A 16,615-nucleotide genomic window follows, 5' to 3' on the forward strand; every position below is an offset into this window, starting at 1 on the left:
ATACCGGGAGAAAACATGGCCGATAACCTGATCAGTGTCACCGGTCTGAGTAAACAGTTCGAGAGCGGCGACCAGCATGTGACCGTGTTGCGGGAACTGAGTGTGCATCTGGGGCGAGGCGAGTCGCTGGCGCTCACCGGCCCGTCCGGTTCCGGGAAAAGCACGCTGCTGAATGTTCTTTGTGGTCTGGAGTCTCCCGGTTCCGGTCGGCTGGCGATGTTGGGACAGCCTTTGGCCGGGGATGGCGCGCCAACGGGCAAGGCCCTGGAGCGAACCTGGTGCGAATTGAGGCAGAGCCGACTCGGCGTGGTCTTTCAGGATGCCAACCTGATGCCGACCCTGTCCCTGCTGGATAATATCCGGTTGCGAGCGCGCCTGGCTGGCCGGGACGACACCAGCGCTGGCGACTGGCTCCAGAGGTTGGGCATTGGTGAGCTGGGCCAGCGTTATCCGGATCAGGTTTCCGGTGGCCAACGCCAGCGGGCTGCGCTGGCCATGGTATTTGTTACCCGGCCGGCACTGATTCTGGCGGATGAGCCGACCGGTAGCCTGGACCGGAGGACGGCTGAGACTGTCGCCGATGAGTTGTTCGAACTCCAGGCCCGCCATGGCTGTGGGCTGGTGCTGGCGACCCACGATGCGGACCTGGCAGCCCGTTGCCTGCATCAACTGGACCTCGGGCACCAGGGCGGGCCCTGAAGACCTATGTCTCCCCGCATCGCATTGTTCAGTCATTATCGTCGTCACCCCCTGCAGCTGGCCGCGCTGGCTGCCATGATCCTGCTTGCCAGCGCGCTCTGGACCGGGATACATCACCTCACCAGCCAGGCCAGGACCAGCCTTGAACAGAGCGAGCGTGCTGTCGCCGAGCGACAGCAATCGGTGCGAGAGGACGGTAATCCGGTTTCGGTACAGGACTTTGTTAACCTTCGGCGCCAGGGCCTGTGCGTGATGCCTTGGCTGGAAGTGCCGGTACCGGGGCGCGGTCGGCTGGTGGGCATTGATCCGCTGGCGGCCCATTGCTTTGCCGAGCCGGGACACACGCCAGCACCCTGGCAGGGCGAACTCGATGGCAAGCCCTTCGTCGATATCAGCGAAGCCGCCGCCCAGGCCTCAGCCGAAGCATCGGCCCTGGTTCTGCTGGTGTCGCAAGCCGACGGTCAGTCGCCACCACCGGCGGGCTACCGCTATCAGGCATTCGCCGTTGCGCCTGACACGGCAGAGCTGGGTGACAGTTTTCTGCTCAACCTGGATGCGCTCGGAGTGCTGGTCCTGCTGATTACCTCGTTGTTGTTGCGCAGTGTGTTCCTTCTGGGTCTGGCTCAACGCCGGGAAAGCCTGGCTTTGCTGTATCGCTATGGCGTGAACAGGAGCCAGCTCAGCCGACTGTTGCTGGTGGAAAACCTGCTGCTGGCGTTGGTGTGCATACTGCCCGGGGTTTGGTTGGGGCGGGCGCTGTCACTGGTTTTGGCAGATGGCTTTGGGCAGGCCCTGGAAGGCCTGTTCGACCGTCTGCTCTATGCCGGTGGAGGGGAGGACTGGTGGCTGCCAACCCTGACCATGGTGGCGGTGATCGTGGCCGCTTGCCTGGCGGGCGTTCGGGACTCGTCGGGGTCGCTCCTGACTCGGGTGCAACCGGCATTTTTTGCGGTGCTACTGGCCCTGGGGCTGGCAGTATCTCTGTGGGCACCAACTCTGATCTGGCTGTTCCTGGCGGTGGCACTGGTTTTTCTCGCTGCCGGTTGGCTGGCCCCGCTGGCGATTGCCGGGGTTGTCCGCTGGCTGGCCCGTAACACCGGGGATCCGCTGATTCGCTGGCGTCTACAGGAAGTCGCAGTCCTGGTGCGTCGGCTGGCGTTACCGCTGGTGGCCCTGCAGTTTGCCTTGGCACTGGTGCTGGCGGTTCATGCCCTGGTAACCACGTTCGAGGACACCTTTGACCAGTGGCTGGGGCAACGGCTGGAAGCGGATTACTACATTGAAGTACCGCAAGGGGCGGATATCACCGCTGCCGTAAGCTGGCTGGCGGCAAAGCCGGAGCTGGTGAGCCCGGAATTGTGGCATCAGGTGATTCGTGGGCGGGCCAGCGTGCAGACAGCATCAGGCAGGGAGCCGGTGCCTGTCGATGTGTTTGCGCTCGGGCCGGTCAGTCACCTGGTGCAAAACTGGCGCCTGCTGGCGCAAACAGAAACGCCCTGGCAGGCGTTGGCGCGGGGTGAGGGGCTAATGGTCAATGAGCAGTTGGCCAGAAGGCAACAGCTTGCAGTAGGCGACCGTCTCATTGTCAGGCTTGGCGCCCGTCGGTTACAGGCTCCGGTGCTGGCCGTTTATCCGGATTACGGGCGGCCCTCCGGTGAGGTGCTGGTGCCGGCGAGTCTCTTGCCCGAGGACTTTGAAGCCCGCTTTCGAAGCCTGTCGATAAGCGCGGGCATCGAAGAGATCAAAGTGGTTGAGGCGCAACTGGCCCGGCTTTGGCATACCCCTCAGCTGACCGTGAGGGATAACCAGGCCATCCGGACCCTGGCCACTGATGTTTTTGATCAGACCTTCTTGCTGACCCGGGCCATGACTACCCTCACGCTGATTCTGGCCGCCGCCGCGTTGTTGCTGATGGTGTGGGTCTTTCTCTCTACCCGCGCCTGGTATTTTCGCCTGCTGATCGTCTGGGGTATGCCCCAACGCCAGGCCGCGACTCAGCTCACCCGGGTCTCCCTGGCTCTGATTTTTGCGGTATTGGTTTGTGCACTGCCACTTGGCGTGTGGCTCACCTGGATTCTGGTCCAGCGCATCAATCCGCTGGCTTTTGGCTGGTCACTGCCGATGGCGGTGTACCCGGGGTTCTGGATCGAGCTGGCCGTGTTGGCTCTGATCATCGGTCTCAGCATTGCCTTGCTGATGCGCCTGCAGCTGCGTCGCCCGGCCTCGGCGCCGGAGTCCGCACACGGGCTGCAGGGAGGGGAACGATGAATCGTTTCGTTATCGTACTTCTTGCGCTGCTACTCACCGCCTGTGATCGAGCAGAAGAGCCGAGCGGATTCGCAGGCCTTGCCGGTGTGGCGGAATCTGAGCATGAGATTCAGTTCCTGCAGCCCGGGCCCGGAGACCGGCTGTCCTTCCCCGCCGATTTCGGCCCTCATCCCCAGCACCGCATTGAATGGTGGTATCTCACCGCGAATCTGGAAACCGAAAACGGCAGGCCGCTGGGTCTGCAATGGACGCAGTTCCGGCAGGCCTTGACCCCGAGGTCCGTTGAATCCGAACCGCCGAAGCCGACGCTTTGGCCTCTGGAGGCTGCCTGGATGGCTCACGCAGCGGTGAGCTACAGCGGTCAGCACCGCTTTGCCGAAAAGCTGGCCAGGGGTGACGTCGGGCATGCCGGGGCCACCGCCCAACCCTTTTCAGTCTGGCTGGATCACTGGCACCTGAGGCCAGCGAGCGGACACGTTGGCTGGCGGCTGTCGGTCGCTACAGAACACTGGTCCTACGATCTGTTGTTGCAGCCGCAAGGTGATCCTGTGGCTCATGGTGACGACGGTTTCAGCGCCAAATCTGCCAGTGGCGAAGGCTCCATGTACTTCAGCCTGGTAGATCTGAAAATTGAGGGAACGGTTACCCTTGAGGGTGACACGTTGAGGGTGGCGGGCACCGGGTGGTTCGACCGGGAGTGGAGCAGCCAGTTTCTCAAAGCCGGACAGCAGGGCTGGGACTGGTTTGCCCTGCATCTGGATTCGGGGGACAAGCTGATGCTGTTCCAGTTGCGGGAAACACAACAGGCATTCCGCTCGGGTACCTGGATTCCAGCCACGGGCGAGCCGGTGGCGCTGGGGCCAGAACAGATCGGGCTGACCTCTGTGGGCCAGCCAGCCGGTTATCCGCGCCGTTGGCAGATAACCCTTCCGGCTTTCGACGTGAACCTTGAGGTCTCCGCGCCGGCAGGGGATTACCGGAATTCCGGGCTCTATCCGTATTGGGAGAGCCCGGTTTCCGTCACCGGAAGCCATTCCGGCGTGGGTTACATGGAGCTTACCGGTTACCGGGCACAATAAGGCCCGGAAACTCACTCAACGGCATTGGCACCGATACGGTGAATGCTGAGGTCGGCACCGTTGAACTCTTCTTCCTCTGTCAGTCTCAGGCCGCTAATGGTTTTGATGGCACCGTAAACGATGAGCCCGCCGGCAAAGGCCACGATCACACCGGCCACCGAGCCAATAATCTGCGACATCAGGCTGACGCCACCCAGGCCCCCGAGCGCTTCCTGGCCGAAGATACCGCAGGCAATGGCGCCCCAGACACCGCATACGCCATGCAAGGGCCAAACACCCAGAACATCATCCAGCCGCTCGATTTTCGCCTGTGCCCACTCGAACAGGTAGACAAAGATGGCGCCGGCCACGCCCCCGGTAATCAGGGCGCCGACGGGGTGCATCAGGTCTGAGCCGGCGCACACCGCCACCAGTCCGGCCAGCGGACCGTTGTGAATGAAGCCAGGGTCTTTGCGGCCGAGCAGCATGGAAACCAGAATACCCCCCACCATGGCCATCAGGCTGTTGACCGCAACCAGGCCACTGATGCCGTCCAGAGTCTGGGCCGACATGACGTTAAAGCCGAACCAGCCCACGGTCAGAATCCAGGCGCCGAGGGCGAGAAACGGAATGTTGGAAGGGGCAAAGGCCACGACCCGACCGTTGCGATAGCGACCGGTGCGGGCGCCGAGCAGCAGCACCGCAGCGAGAGCAATCCAGCCACCGACAGCATGCACCACAACGGAGCCGGCGAAATCATGGAAGGACGCACCAAACTGGTTCTCCAGCCAGGCCTGGAAACCAAAGTTCCCGTTCCAGATCAGGCCCTCAAAGAAAGGATAGACGAAGGCCACGATCAGGCCCGAGGCAATCAGCATGGGGTAGAAGCGGGCACGCTCTGCGATACCGCCGGAAACGATCGCCGGAATGGCCGCGGCGAAGGTCATCAGGAAGAAAAATTTGACCAGTTCATAGCCGTTGGCGGAGGTGAGTTCGGCGGCGCCATTGAGAAAGTGCCCGCCATAGGCGATGTAGTAGCCGATGAAAAAATAGGCGACTGCGGATATGCCGAAGTCGGTCATGATTTTAACCAGGGCATTGACCTGATTTTTATGGCGAACAGTGCCCACTTCCAGGAACGCAAAGCCGGCGTGCATGGCCAGCACCATAATGGCGCCAATCAGAATGAAGAGCGTGTTGGCGCTCTCGGTCAGGGTGTGTACGGCACTCGTGATATCCACGGGTTTTTCTCCTGAGTGTTTTGATTACGCGGCTTCTGATGAGCCGTTGTGCATTGTTGGGGTGCGACTTAAGCAAGTGCTGTTCCAAAACAATGCATATCAAGTACTGCAGGGGGGTTGGAGAACCTGAGGGCGCCGAGGGAGGTATTTATCTGCGTCAAAGTGCACCAGAGGCGTGCGCATCAAGGGCTTGTGCACCAATCTGGATAGGGCGCGAGGCAAGGTTTTACTACCAGGTAATCTCGCTGGGCGTATCCCGACCGGGCTCAATGCCAATAATGGCTTCTTGCGACTCGCTTTCGGAACGAATCAGCTCGCGAAGGCGCAGTTCCTGCTCTTCCATGGGCTCTGACAGATCGATAACGATTTCAACCCGCCGGTTCTTGGCTCGGTTTTCCGGCGAGGTGTTGGGTACCCGTGGTTCGGTGTCGGCCAGACCGGTCACCCGGATGCGGTCCGGAGTCACCTGCTCCCGAGCCAGCAGAACATTAGCCACCGCGGCGGCACGGGCTGCGGACAGGTCCCAGTTACTGTAGAAACGTTCGGTGCGGATGGGCACGTTATCGGTATGGCCTTCAATGGCGAGGTCGCCGGGCATGTCGGCCAGAACCTCCGCCATATCCAGAAGCAGGCCTTCGAATTCCCAGGTCAGTTGGGCTGAACCTGAGGCAAACGAGCCCTTCTCCTCAATGCGAATGATGATGCGGCGCTGATCTTCCGAGACGTTGATCCGGCCATCCAGAATCGCCGGTTCCAGCACTTCAAGAATCCGGGCCATGTTGGCGTCCATCTGTTCCTGGATGGATTCCTCAATGGCTTTCTCTTCGGGGCTTTTCAGAGTCTGGATTTCGGGCTGTACGTCGGTGGTGGTCTGTTTGACTTCATTGACCACAGTGGGCTCTGGCGGCGCCGGCGAAAACTTGTCGAAGATCGGGCTGGTGCCCTGAGGGATCTCAAGCGCAGGCACTTCCCGCTGCACCCCGAAGGCCTTGGAGAGTTCACCGGCGATCTGTTTGAACTTCTGGGCGTCGATTTCCGAAAACGACAGGAGCAATACGAAAAAGCACATCAGCAGCGACATCAGGTCGGCAAATGTGACAACCCACGCAGGAATCCCGGGCTTTTCCTCTTCTGGCAAATCATCCATGTTTAACCGCCTGCCGTTTCCGCATCGCCGTTTCTGGCCCGCTCTTTGGGCGAAAGATAGCTGGACAGCATCTGCTCGATAATGCGCGGGTTGGTGCCTTCCTGGATGGCGACGAGGGCATCAATATAGAGCGATTGCATGCGGGCCTCCTCCGTCATGCGCAGGGACAGCTTGTCGGCAATGGGGGTAGCGATCATTGTGGCGATCATGGCGCCGTAGAGCGTGGTCAGCAGGGCTACGGCCATGGCCGGCCCGATAGACTTGGGATCTTCCATGTTGGACAGCATCTGCACCAGGCCAATCAGCGTGCCAATCATACCCATGGCCGGAGCCACATCTGCCATGGCGGTGAACACTTTTGCGCCCGACCGGTTGTGTTCCAGTGTCATCAGGCGTTCCTTGTTGAGGAGCTGCTTGATGGTGTTGCCGTCCTGTCCGTCCACCAGCATCTGAATACCCTGGCCCAGGAATGGACTACTGACCTCCCTCCCTTCGATACCAAGAACGCCCTCTTTTCGGGCGATGCTGGCAATCTCCACCAGTTCTTCGATGCTGGCCTGAGTTTCGGGCAGTTTGAATTTGAACGCTCGGGCTGCCACCTTGAAGGCGTCAAAAAACTGGGCAAGACTGAACTTGGCCAGTACTACCAGCAAGGTACCGCCAATCACAATCAGCAGGGATGGCGGATTGATGAACATGCCTGGCGATGCGCCCAGGATAATGGCCGAAGAAATCAGAAGAATGGCGCCGACGAGGCCGATAAGGGTGGCGAAATCCACAGTAACTCCAGAACTGTGCAGGTGACGATTAAGGGGACGGGAGAATACTCCCTGGTTGATTATTAATCAATGCCCGGTTGGTCCCTCATCCTATGATGAGTGAAGCTCCTTCCATGCAGCGTAGCGGTGCAGATCGGATTCGACCAGTTTAAGGCACAAGGCAACCACACCGGCATCATCAACCAGGCCGAAGCCGAAGATCAGATCCGGAATCAGGTCCAGCGGATTCAGCACGTACAGCAACGCTCCGGCTACCGCAGCGATGGACTTCCAGGGTATGGCCCGGTAGTGGCCGTACCAGTAATCGCGAATCAGCGAGAACATCAGCTTGATATCGGTAGAGAAACGATTCAGCCTGCCGCTGTTTTTGACTTTCTCTTCAACGGCTTTTTGTCGTTCAAGCAGGGCCTCAAGGTCGCCTCTGTGAACCTTGGCACTTTGCTCTTTCAACTCGTTTGCAGCCGTTTTATCTGAGATCCATGCCATACATTGTCACCACTTTGCTCAGCGATTGCCTCAACATAACGAAATCGTGCTGGTTCGTCACCTTCCCAGGCCATTTCAATAATTCGTGAGACTTCCTGGGAGTTCAGGATCGGGCGCTTCATGGTCTTTGGTTTTGTGGTGGTCCGGAACGAAGGCCAGCCGTTTTCGAATCAGTACGTCCTGAGCTCTGAGTAATGGCTCGGTATCTGTGGCCGGCTCGGTCAATGTAAAAAGGTAGGCGACGGCTTCTGCGGTTGAGAGTTGCCCGGCCTTTGGGGCCTTTCGGATACGGTAACGCGAAGCCGGTGGATCAGCGAAATGAAAGCAGGGCAACTGCCGGAACTGCGGGTTCAGGTGCAGGATTTTAGCGGCTTTACGCCAGGTGCCGTCCAGAACCAGCCACTGGTCGATCTGGGCTGCCGCGTTGCTCTCCACGGGCTGACTGTCAGCACATGGAAACAGCAGTCCGGAACGGGTTTCGGTTAACAGACGCTCCAAGCCTTGACCGGAAAACGACTCAGGGCTCTCGCCGACCAGTACCTCCAGCCGGGTCAGACACTGCTGAAGTACTCGCACCGTACCCTTGCTGTGACCGACTTCTGACGGGTGCTGCAAAATGATGAGGCGATGGCGGTTGTCGACCTGCTCGCAAACCTCGCATACGCAGGTGTTCGGGTGCAGGCCGCAGCGGGTACACAGTGCTCTGGCCACGCTTAACCCACGAAAATGCGCTTGGCCAACCCCGCGCCTTTCAGGCCGCGAACGGCCAGGGTTGTAACCAGCCCGCCGATCATTGCCCCGACCACGCCACAGGTAAGAATATCCTGCCCGGTCAGGTACAGTCCGGGGATGTCGGTTTTCGGCCTCAGCCAGCGTTGCTCGAAACGTTCTGGCGTGTGGTCCAGCCCGTACAGCTCACCCTGCTCATAGCGGCAGAACCAGGCGGTCGACAGTGGTGTGGAGGTTTCCACATAGTCTACTTTACCTCGAAGCTGGGGCAGTTTTTCGTACATGACTTCCAGAAGCTGCTCGGTGATCCGAGCCTTCAGAGCCTCATAATCCTCGCCCCGTTTGCCCCAGGTGGAGCCCTGCCACGGCTCGAACATTTCCCAGGTGGTGGGCGCCACAATCTCGATGGTGGAGGTTCCGGGCCAGCGGTTCTGGTAGTCCGGGTCTTTGGCTGCCGGGAACGAGATGTAGACTACCGGGAAAGAGGTGTTCCGGGGATCTTTCAGGAATTGCTCCACGTTGCCATCGTGGTCGGCGCTCGGATAAATCCAGAAGTTGGTGCGCGGCAAGCCGAGCTGGTCGGGCGTGCCTTTCAGGCCTATATACAGGCCGATATGGGGCATTGAGGGTTTGATGTGTTCCCGGCTGCCAGGATAGCCAATGCTGTCTGCGACAGACTCGGGTAAAAGCCGTTCGAAAGTATTGATCACACCGGCGTTGCTGATCACCAGCGGTGACCGGATATCATGGCCATCGGCCATGCGCACACCCACGGCTTTGCCCTTTTCGACCAGGACCTCTCTCACGTCGGCGTAGGTGAGCACGTCACCACCGCCGGACTGAATCACCGGGATGATGGTTTTGGCAATTTCCGAGGCACCGCCCACCGGGTAGAAACCACCGTACAGGTAATGTTTGGCAATGAGCGCGTGCACCATGAAGCTCGACTGTTTCGGGGTCACCCCGCAATCGCCCCACTGACCGGTAATGGCGCCAATCAGCTCTTCGTTGGCGGTGAGTTCCCGCAATACGTCATAGGTGGTGCGGTTGAAACAGTCCGGCAGTACCGTTTTCAACCCTCTGGAAACCAGTGGCGCAGCCAGCGCGGGCGAGAGTTTGGACAGGGTATACCATTGCATGCCATCGGCCACTTTTCCGAGCAGAGCCAGGTAACGGTCGATGGCCTCTTCTTCGTCCGGGAAGGACGCCAGTAGCGAGTGCCTCAGGCCTTCCTTGCCGGCCCTGAGGTTGACCACTTTGTCGCCCAGAAAGAACCGGTCGTAGTTCTCATCCATCGGAGCCCATTCGAGCTTGCCGTCGGTGATGTAATCGAACAGCCGGCGGCCGAGGGTGTGGCGCGCGCCCATGTCGCCTATGTAGTGCACGCCCACATCCCACTCGTAGCCATTACGGGCGTAGCTGTGGGTGTAGCCACCGGCGGTGTAATGCTGTTCCAACACCAGTACTTTGTAGCCGGCTTTGGACAGGCAGGCGGCAGTGGTCAGACCGCCGATACCGGAGCCGATCACTACCGCATCATAGGGCCCATCGAGCCGGCTCGCGCGGTAACGGGTACCGATTCGGATTGTACTGGGCTTCAAGGATTTCGAATTTGTATCTACCACCACGCTTTTCCCCACATTTCCGGATTGGCCCAGTTATCGGGATTGTTCCAGGCCCGTTTATGATTGTAAGTATCCAGATTGTAGGTATAGAGCGTGAGTGCGCCGTTCTCGCTTTCGATATCGGCGTGACGCTGAAAGCCCAGGGCGATGAAGTCGGTAAAACCCCAGTCTGTGGTTTGGGGCACCAGTACCGCAATCTGGTGGGTGCCATAGTTGCGTAACTGGCCCAGTAAAAGCGCCCCTTCTTCGTAGGGGAGGTGTTCCAGAGTGTCTGTGATGATGGCCAGGTCGGGCACGGAATCCAGTGGCAGTCGGGCGTTCGGGTCCGCGGTGTCCAGCGCCAGCAAGCGAACGGCTTTCCGTTGCCCGTGCCACACCTCGCTGACCCGGCTGGCGGTGTCGCCGCAATACAGAAGGGTGTCTGGCTGGCTGGTATCCAGAATCCGGGCCAGTACTCTCTCTGGTTGGCTAACAGGTATTGTCATGATATTGGCCAGTCTGCTGCGTCTACGGTATGCAGGCCCACTGGTTGTTGAGCCTCTCCCTGCCAACGATGTACGAAGGCTCCCTCAGGATCGTACTGTTGCGCCTGCTTGTCCAGATTGAACTGCCGAAGCCCGCGGGGATCGGCGCCGACGCCGGCCAGATACTGCCAGTTTCCGTAGTTACTGGCCACGTCGTAATCCACCAGTTGCTGTTCGAACCAGGCAGCACCGTAACGCCAGTCCAGTTCCAATTCATTGATCAGGCAGCTGGCCACCAGTTGGCGTGCGCGATTACTGATGTAGCCGGTTTCCCGTAACTGATTCATGGCCGCGTTGACTATCGAATACTGGGTATTGCCCTCGCACCAGGCCTTGAATCGATGGCCATAGAAGGTCACCGGGCGGCGTTTACGTTGCACGCCATCGCGGCTAAACAACCGCCCCCCGTGTTTAAGGGCATACCAGTAGAAATACTCGCGCCAGAGCAGCTCAAACCAGAGCCAGTAGGTCGAATCGTTACGGGTGTGCTGACGTTCGTATTGTTCGATGGCGGCAACCACCTCCCGCACTGACAGGCAGCCGTTCGCCAGCCAGGGGGAGAACTTGGAGGATGAGCCCCAGTCGTCCAGCGCATTGCGGGTTTCCTTGTAGTTGGCAATGCGATGTTGTCCGAATACGAAGGCTTGCAGCTGTGCCAGGCCGGCTTCCTCACCGCCGGTGAATGGTGACCGATGTATCGGTTCCGGTATCGGCGGGCACTGGCCCCGGTTATCTTCGGGGAATCCCGGGGGTGGTGGCAGTGCGCTGACGGTTCGAATCCTGAGGGTGTGGTCCGGTTGCTCAGCTTTCTCCACCTGCTTGCGGAATTGCGAGAAGGTATCGGGCAGCTCTGCCAGTTCCATGGGAAGCTGGCCTTCCGCAAACATGCCCAGGGTTTCGAACTGCTGAAACGTCACTTCCGGCAGGCGGGTTTTGAGGGCCTGCCACTGCGCGGCTTCTTCGGTGCCGGGTAGGCGTGAACGGATCAAACGCTGCACGCCGTGCTCCCGGGCCAGCTCTGGCAGAACGATTTCCGGTTCGCCCCAGGCGATATGAAGTCGTTGCCCCAGGGGCCGCAGGCTCCGTTCCAGTGCCATCAGACTTTGCCACAGGAAGCGCCAACGATGATCACCCAGTGCACGGCACTGAAACCGGTCACCGGTAAACCAGCGCGGGTCTACGACAAAGACACACAACAGCATGTCTGAACGGGCCGCGGCCAGCAAGGCCGGGTTGTCGTGCAAACGAAGGTCGCGGGTAAACCAGTAAAGTGTATGCAACGTAAATGCCCCTCTGAATACGACTGACTGTACGGATTTTTACGTCTGCGTGCGGATTTGGTTTCCCTGAATAATGCACGCATTCATATGCGTGTCGGTGCGAGAACGATTCTCCGGAACGTGCCGCCCAAAACGAGCTTCTAACCCACAGAACAGGATGTCCGTGGCTTTTTGACCTGTGCAAGAGTAAACGACGATGTTCCTGACCCGAAAGAAAAAGCAAGACGTGGCCGATTGCCAGGCGCTTGCCAGCCAATGCCAGGCTGTATACAGCGCTATCCGCCACGCGGTGGCGACCATTGAATTTACCACGGACGGGTTGATCGTGGATGTAAATGACCGTTTCCTTGAGGTGGTGGGTTACCGCCGGGAAGAGGTGGTGGGAAAACACCACAGCCTGTTCTGTGATCGTGAAGTGGCAAACTCGGCGGAATACCGGAAGTTCTGGGATGCGCTCCGGGCCGGCCAGGCGCAGACGGATACCTTCCTGCGCCGGCGAAAGGATGGCCGTCAACTCTGGCTGGAGGCAACCTATTTTCCGGTGCACGGGGATGATGGCCGGGTTCAGCGGGTAATGAAAATTGCCTCGGATGTCACTGAGAAACAGGAGCACTTGCGGGACCAGCAGGCGGTCTTTGAGTCCGTCGACCGCTCAATGGCGATCATCGAGTTCGAGCCGGACGGTACCATCATCACCGCCAATGCCAATTTCCTTGCCGCGACCGGTTACCGTCTGAGCCAGGTTGAGGGCAAGCACCACCGGATGTTCTGTGATCCCGGTTTTTACCGGGACAATCCCGATTTCTGGAAGGGGCTTGCCGGTGGCCAGTTCCGCAGTGGTCGTTTCCACCGCCTGCGCTCAGATGGCAGTGATCTGTGGCTGGAAGCCAGCTACAACCCGATACTGGATGAGCGTGGACGTGTCATCAAAGTGATCAAGTTTGCCAGTGACATCACCGAGCGGGTGGAAAAGGCACTACAGACCCAGGATGCGGCAGCGGTGGCGTCATCCACTGCCACCCAGACCGCCAACATCATCGGCAGGGCGGATGAGGCGCTTCGACAGTCGAAAACCACCGCCGAACGCATTGAAGCGGGCGTGGATAAAGCCCGGGTCCTGATTGCCGACCTGAATGAGCGGTCGCAAAGCATCGAGAAAATGGTCGATACCATTGCCGGCGTCGCGGATCAGACCAACCTGTTGGCCTTGAATGCGGCCATTGAGGCCGCCCGGGCCGGAGAGCATGGCCGCGGCTTTGCCGTGGTGGCCGACGAAGTGCGAAAGCTGGCGGCCAGAACAGGCACCGCCACCGATGAAATTGCCGATGTGATTCATACCATTCTGGAGCTGTCTGGTGGCGTGGAAACCCAGATTGCAGAGGTTCTGGATGTGGCGGTGGAAGGTCGCCGGCAATCCGGGGATGCCGAGGCGGTGATCGCCGAAATCCGCGATGGCGCCAGAGCGGTACTGGCCGCTATTGATGACATAGGACGCTAAAGCCCGGACGGCTCTGAGCCGTGCTAGAGTTGTGAACAGTATCAATGTCGGCGCTGGCCGACCGAACCGGACGACAGGAGAGTGAACGTGATCAAGTCCCGCGCAGCTGTGGCGTTTGAGGCCAACAAACCGCTGGAAATTGTGGAAGTGGATGTGGCGCCGCCCAAAGAAGGCGAAGTACTGGTGAAGATCGTGGCCACCGGCGTGTGCCATACCGATGCCTACACTCTGTCCGGCGCCGACCCCGAAGGACTGTTTCCGACCATTCTCGGCCACGAGGGCGGCGGCATTGTTGAAGCCGTAGGGCCGGGTGTGACCGGCCTGGAAGTGGGTGACCACGTGATCCCGCTGTACACCGCCGAATGCGGTAAATGCAAGTTCTGCACCTCCGGCAAGACCAACCTGTGTGGCGCGGTGCGCGAAACCCAGGGCAAGGGTGTGATGCCAGACGGCACCTCCCGGTTCTCCTACAAGGGCCAGCCGCTGTATCACTACATGGGCTGTTCCACGTTTTCAGAGTACACCGTACTGCCGGAAATCTCCCTGGCCAAAATCCCCAAGGAAGCCCCGCTCGACAAGGTGTGCCTGCTGGGCTGTGGGGTAACCACCGGGATTGGCGCGGTGCTTAACACTGCCAAGGTTGAAGAAGGCGCCACGGTCGCCATCTTTGGCCTGGGCGGAATCGGCCTGGCGGCCATCATCGGCGCGACCATGGCCAAGGCCGGGCGCATCATTGCGATCGATATCAACCCCGGCAAGTTCGACATTGCCAAGCAGTTGGGTGCTACCGATGTGGTTAACCCCAACGACTACGACAAACCGCTCCAGGAAGTCATCATCGAGATGACCGACGGCGGTGCCGACTATACCTTCGAGTGTGTGGGCAACGTGAAGCTGATGCGTGCGGCGCTGGAAGCCTGTCACAAGGGATGGGGTGAAAGCACCATCATCGGAGTGGCCGGTGCCGGTGAAGAAATCAGTACCCGCCCGTTCCAGTTGGTAACCGGCCGGGTCTGGCGCGGTTCCGCCTTTGGTGGCGTGAAAGGCCGTACCGAGCTGCCATCCTATGTGGAAAAAGCCGAGAAAGGTGAGATCCCGCTGGATGTGTTTATCACACACGAAATGAAGCTGGAAGACATCAACAAGGCGTTTGACCTGATGCACGAGGGCAAGAGCATCCGGTCGGTGATTCACTTCTGACCTGGCATGGGACAGAAGTGAACCAGAGTTCCCGGGGAGCGGGCGTTCGCCCGCCCCCGGTTAATCCAGGCTTTGCAGGAGTTGCGAGGCGAGAATCAGAGGGCATTCAACGGAAGGCACGTGCCCGATACCGTCCAGAATAACCGGCTCTGGCGCGCCGCTGAACTGGGCCAGTGCTTTCAGGGACTCCGGCGGTGTTGCCAGATCCTCTGAACCACCAATCAGCAGTAACGGTACCTTGTGGCCCCGTAGCCTCTCCCGTAAGTCGGCTTTACCCAGCATTTCGCACAACAGGGCATAGCTGTTGGCGTCGCCCCGCCCCATGATGACTTTCCAGCCGTCCAGCAGCGCCGGCTGTTCCCGGCTGGCGTTCGGTCCGAACCAGCGGGGCACGATCTCTCCGGCCATGGCTGCCAGGCCTTTCTCCCGAACATTGGCAGCGCGTTGTCCCCAGGCTTCCGGTGTGCCAATGATGGCGCCGGTGTTGGTGAGAACCGCGGAAATCAGCCGGTCAGTGTGCTCGGCAACCAGCTGCTGGCCGATAACGCCGCCTATGGATGTGCCGGCAAAATGAAAACGGGTGCTGCCCGCCTCTTTTGCCAGAACCAGGGCTTCCTGGGCCAGGTCTTCCGGGGTGATGTCTCCGGCGGATTGCGGCCAGGCAGCACTGGCGCCATGGCCCGGCAGATCCCAGGTCAGTACGCGGAAACGCTCCAGCAGTGTCGGGAGCATGTCGTCCCACACCCCCTGGGTCATGCCCAGAGGATGCGCCAGCACCAACAATGGCTTTTCGCAATCACCGAGCAGGCGATAGCAAATGGTGCGATTGTTGTAATTCAGAAATGCCATGTTTTCTCCTCAAGCCGGGCCCGGTCAGACCCGTTCGATCAGTGTAGCAATACCCTGACCCACACCCACACACATGGTGCACAGGGCATAGCGACCACCGGTGCGCTGCAGCTGGTGCGCCGCAGTCTGCAGCAGGCGCGCGCCAGACATGCCCAGCGGGTGGCCAAGGGCGATGGCGCCGCCGTTCGGGTTTACCCGGGGATCGTCATCGGCAATACCCAGTTCACGCAGCACGGCCAGGCCCTGGGCGGCAAAAGCTTCGTTGAGCTCGATCACGTCGATGTCATCCAGGCTGATGCCCTGCTTATTCAGCAGCTTCTGAACCGCCGGTACCGGGCCAATGCCCATGATGCGTGGTTCCACACCGGCCGTGGCCATGCCAAGGATTTTGGCCATGGGCTTGAGGCCATGCTGCTTAACCGCGGCTTCGCTGGCGACCAGCATGGCGGCGGCGCCGTCGTTGACGCCGGAGGCATTCCCGGCGGTCACACTGCCGTTCTCCCGGAAAGGCGCGGGCAAGGCGGCGAGCTTTTCAAGGGTGCTGGCGCGGGGATGCTCGTCGGTGTCAAACACCAGCGGGTCTTGCTTTCGGCGTGGAATAGATACCGGCACAATCTCTTCGGCAAAGACGCCTTCCTGCTGTGCCCGGGCGGTCTTCTGTTGGGAGCGGAACGCGAACAGGTCCTGATCTTCGCGGGAGATGTTGTACTGTTCGGCAACGTTCTCCGCAGTTTCCGGCATAGAGTCCACACCGTACTGTTTTTTCATCAGCGGGTTCACGAAGCGCCAGCCGATGGTGGTGTCTTCGATTTTCTGGCTCCGTGAGAAAGCGCTGTCAGCCTTCCCCATCACGTACGGGGCGCGGGACATGGACTCCACGCCCCCGGCCAATACCAGGTTCATTTCACCGGCGCGGATGGCGCGGAAGGCGGTGCCCACGGCGTCCATGCCGGAACCACACAGCCGGTTCAGGGTGGTGCCGGGTACGGAGGTGGGCAGGCCCGCCAGCAACGCCGACATGCGGGCGACGTTACGGTTATCTTCACCGGCCTGGTTGGCACTGCCCATCATCACTTCGTCGATGGCGACGGGGTCCAGTTCCGGAGCCTGCTCAAGCACGGCCTTGAAGATATGCGCCGCCAGGTCGTCCGGGCGCACGCTGGCCAGGGTGCCGCCAAAGCGGCCGATGGCGGAACGGCGGGGGTGGCAAAGAAATACGTCAGTCATGGTGC

General features: G+C 60.0%; 14 protein-coding genes and 2 pseudogenes. 6 read left to right on the plus strand and 10 right to left on the minus strand.

Annotated elements, in window-relative coordinates; genetic code table 11:
• The first annotated feature begins 15 nt into the window (after positions 1-15).
• The 3 genes from C7436_RS13650 to C7436_RS13660 are packed head-to-tail and all read left to right on the plus strand — an operon-like array spanning position 16 to position 4,046.
• Entirely contained in the window at positions 16-699 is a 684-nt protein-coding gene (locus C7436_RS13650; RefSeq protein WP_022993374.1) for an ABC transporter ATP-binding protein, read from the plus strand.
• A 6-nt stretch (positions 700-705) separates the two neighbouring features.
• Positions 706-2,967, plus strand: a complete 2,262-nt coding sequence (locus C7436_RS13655; protein ID WP_121208160.1) for an FtsX-like permease family protein — start codon at positions 706-708, stop codon at positions 2,965-2,967.
• Positions 2,964-4,046 (plus strand): lipocalin-like domain-containing protein, encoded by a 1,083-nt coding sequence (locus tag C7436_RS13660; RefSeq protein ID WP_121208161.1) that lies wholly within the window; start codon positions 2,964-2,966, stop codon positions 4,044-4,046. Before C7436_RS13655 ends, C7436_RS13660 begins: the two co-directional genes overlap by 4 nt.
• Before the next feature lie 11 nt (positions 4,047-4,057).
• On the opposite strand, the gene C7436_RS13665 is transcribed toward C7436_RS13660, so the two are convergent.
• The 8 genes from C7436_RS13665 to C7436_RS13700 all read right to left on the minus strand — a co-directional run bounded on the left by C7436_RS13665 (position 4,058) and on the right by C7436_RS13700 (position 11,836).
• The gene (locus C7436_RS13665; protein WP_011783865.1) at positions 4,058-5,266 is read right to left on the minus strand and encodes an ammonium transporter; all 1,209 of its coding nucleotides are present in this window, start codon (positions 5,264-5,266) and stop codon (positions 4,058-4,060) included.
• Between the two features lie 229 nt (positions 5,267-5,495).
• On the minus strand, positions 5,496-6,413 hold the full coding sequence (locus C7436_RS13670) for a flagellar motor protein MotB (RefSeq protein WP_023007771.1): 918 nt from the start codon (positions 6,411-6,413) through the stop codon (positions 5,496-5,498).
• A 2-nt stretch (positions 6,414-6,415) separates the two neighbouring features.
• Entirely contained in the window at positions 6,416-7,192 is a 777-nt protein-coding gene (pomA, locus tag C7436_RS13675) for a flagellar motor protein PomA (RefSeq protein WP_014420230.1), read from the minus strand.
• Positions 7,193-7,282: 90 nt separating this feature from the next.
• Positions 7,283-7,678: a YkvA family protein gene (locus C7436_RS13680; protein ID WP_023010703.1), complete on the minus strand. Its 396-nt coding sequence runs from the start codon at positions 7,676-7,678 to the stop codon at positions 7,283-7,285.
• Between the two features lie 75 nt (positions 7,679-7,753).
• On the minus strand, positions 7,754-8,389 hold the full coding sequence (locus C7436_RS13685) for a tRNA-uridine aminocarboxypropyltransferase (protein ID WP_121208162.1): 636 nt from the start codon (positions 8,387-8,389) through the stop codon (positions 7,754-7,756).
• Between the two features lie 2 nt (positions 8,390-8,391).
• The gene (locus C7436_RS13690) at positions 8,392-10,035 is read right to left on the minus strand and encodes a phytoene desaturase family protein (protein WP_228198142.1); all 1,644 of its coding nucleotides are present in this window, start codon (positions 10,033-10,035) and stop codon (positions 8,392-8,394) included.
• Positions 10,026-10,517 carry a DUF6231 family protein gene (locus tag C7436_RS13695; protein WP_121208163.1) on the minus strand — a complete coding sequence of 164 codons (492 nt, stop codon included), beginning with the start codon at positions 10,515-10,517 and terminating at the stop codon, positions 10,026-10,028. Before C7436_RS13695 ends, C7436_RS13690 begins: the two co-directional genes overlap by 10 nt.
• Positions 10,514-11,836, minus strand: coding sequence for a DASH family cryptochrome (locus C7436_RS13700; protein WP_121208164.1), 1,323 nt, complete (start codon positions 11,834-11,836; stop codon positions 10,514-10,516). Before C7436_RS13700 ends, C7436_RS13695 begins: the two co-directional genes overlap by 4 nt.
• 196 nt (positions 11,837-12,032) lie before the next feature.
• Between C7436_RS13700 and C7436_RS19110 the strand changes: the two are divergent.
• The 3 genes and pseudogenes from C7436_RS19110 to C7436_RS13710 all read left to right on the plus strand — a co-directional run.
• A pseudogene (locus tag C7436_RS19110) lies at positions 12,033-12,794 on the plus strand (PAS domain-containing protein); the annotation flags it as partial.
• 159 nt (positions 12,795-12,953) lie between these two features.
• Positions 12,954-13,334 (plus strand): annotated as a pseudogene (locus tag C7436_RS19115) (methyl-accepting chemotaxis protein); the annotation flags it as partial.
• 87 nt (positions 13,335-13,421) lie between these two features.
• The gene (locus C7436_RS13710; protein ID WP_041654464.1) at positions 13,422-14,534 is read left to right on the plus strand and encodes an S-(hydroxymethyl)glutathione dehydrogenase/class III alcohol dehydrogenase; all 1,113 of its coding nucleotides are present in this window, start codon (positions 13,422-13,424) and stop codon (positions 14,532-14,534) included.
• 60 nt (positions 14,535-14,594) lie between these two features.
• On the opposite strand, the gene C7436_RS13715 is transcribed toward C7436_RS13710, so the two are convergent.
• A complete protein-coding gene (locus tag C7436_RS13715) occupies positions 14,595-15,383 on the minus strand; it encodes an alpha/beta fold hydrolase (protein WP_121208166.1) in 789 nt (262 codons plus the stop codon).
• A gap of 24 nt (positions 15,384-15,407) precedes the next feature.
• Positions 15,408-16,610, minus strand: coding sequence for a 3-oxoadipyl-CoA thiolase (gene pcaF / locus C7436_RS13720; protein ID WP_121208167.1), 1,203 nt, complete (start codon positions 16,608-16,610; stop codon positions 15,408-15,410).
• Positions 16,611-16,615: the final 5 nt, after the last annotated feature.

Origin of the sequence: Marinobacter nauticus, from assembly GCF_003634635.1 — a bacterium.
In the GTDB taxonomy this organism is placed as follows: Bacteria; Pseudomonadota; Gammaproteobacteria; order Pseudomonadales; family Oleiphilaceae; genus Marinobacter; species Marinobacter nauticus.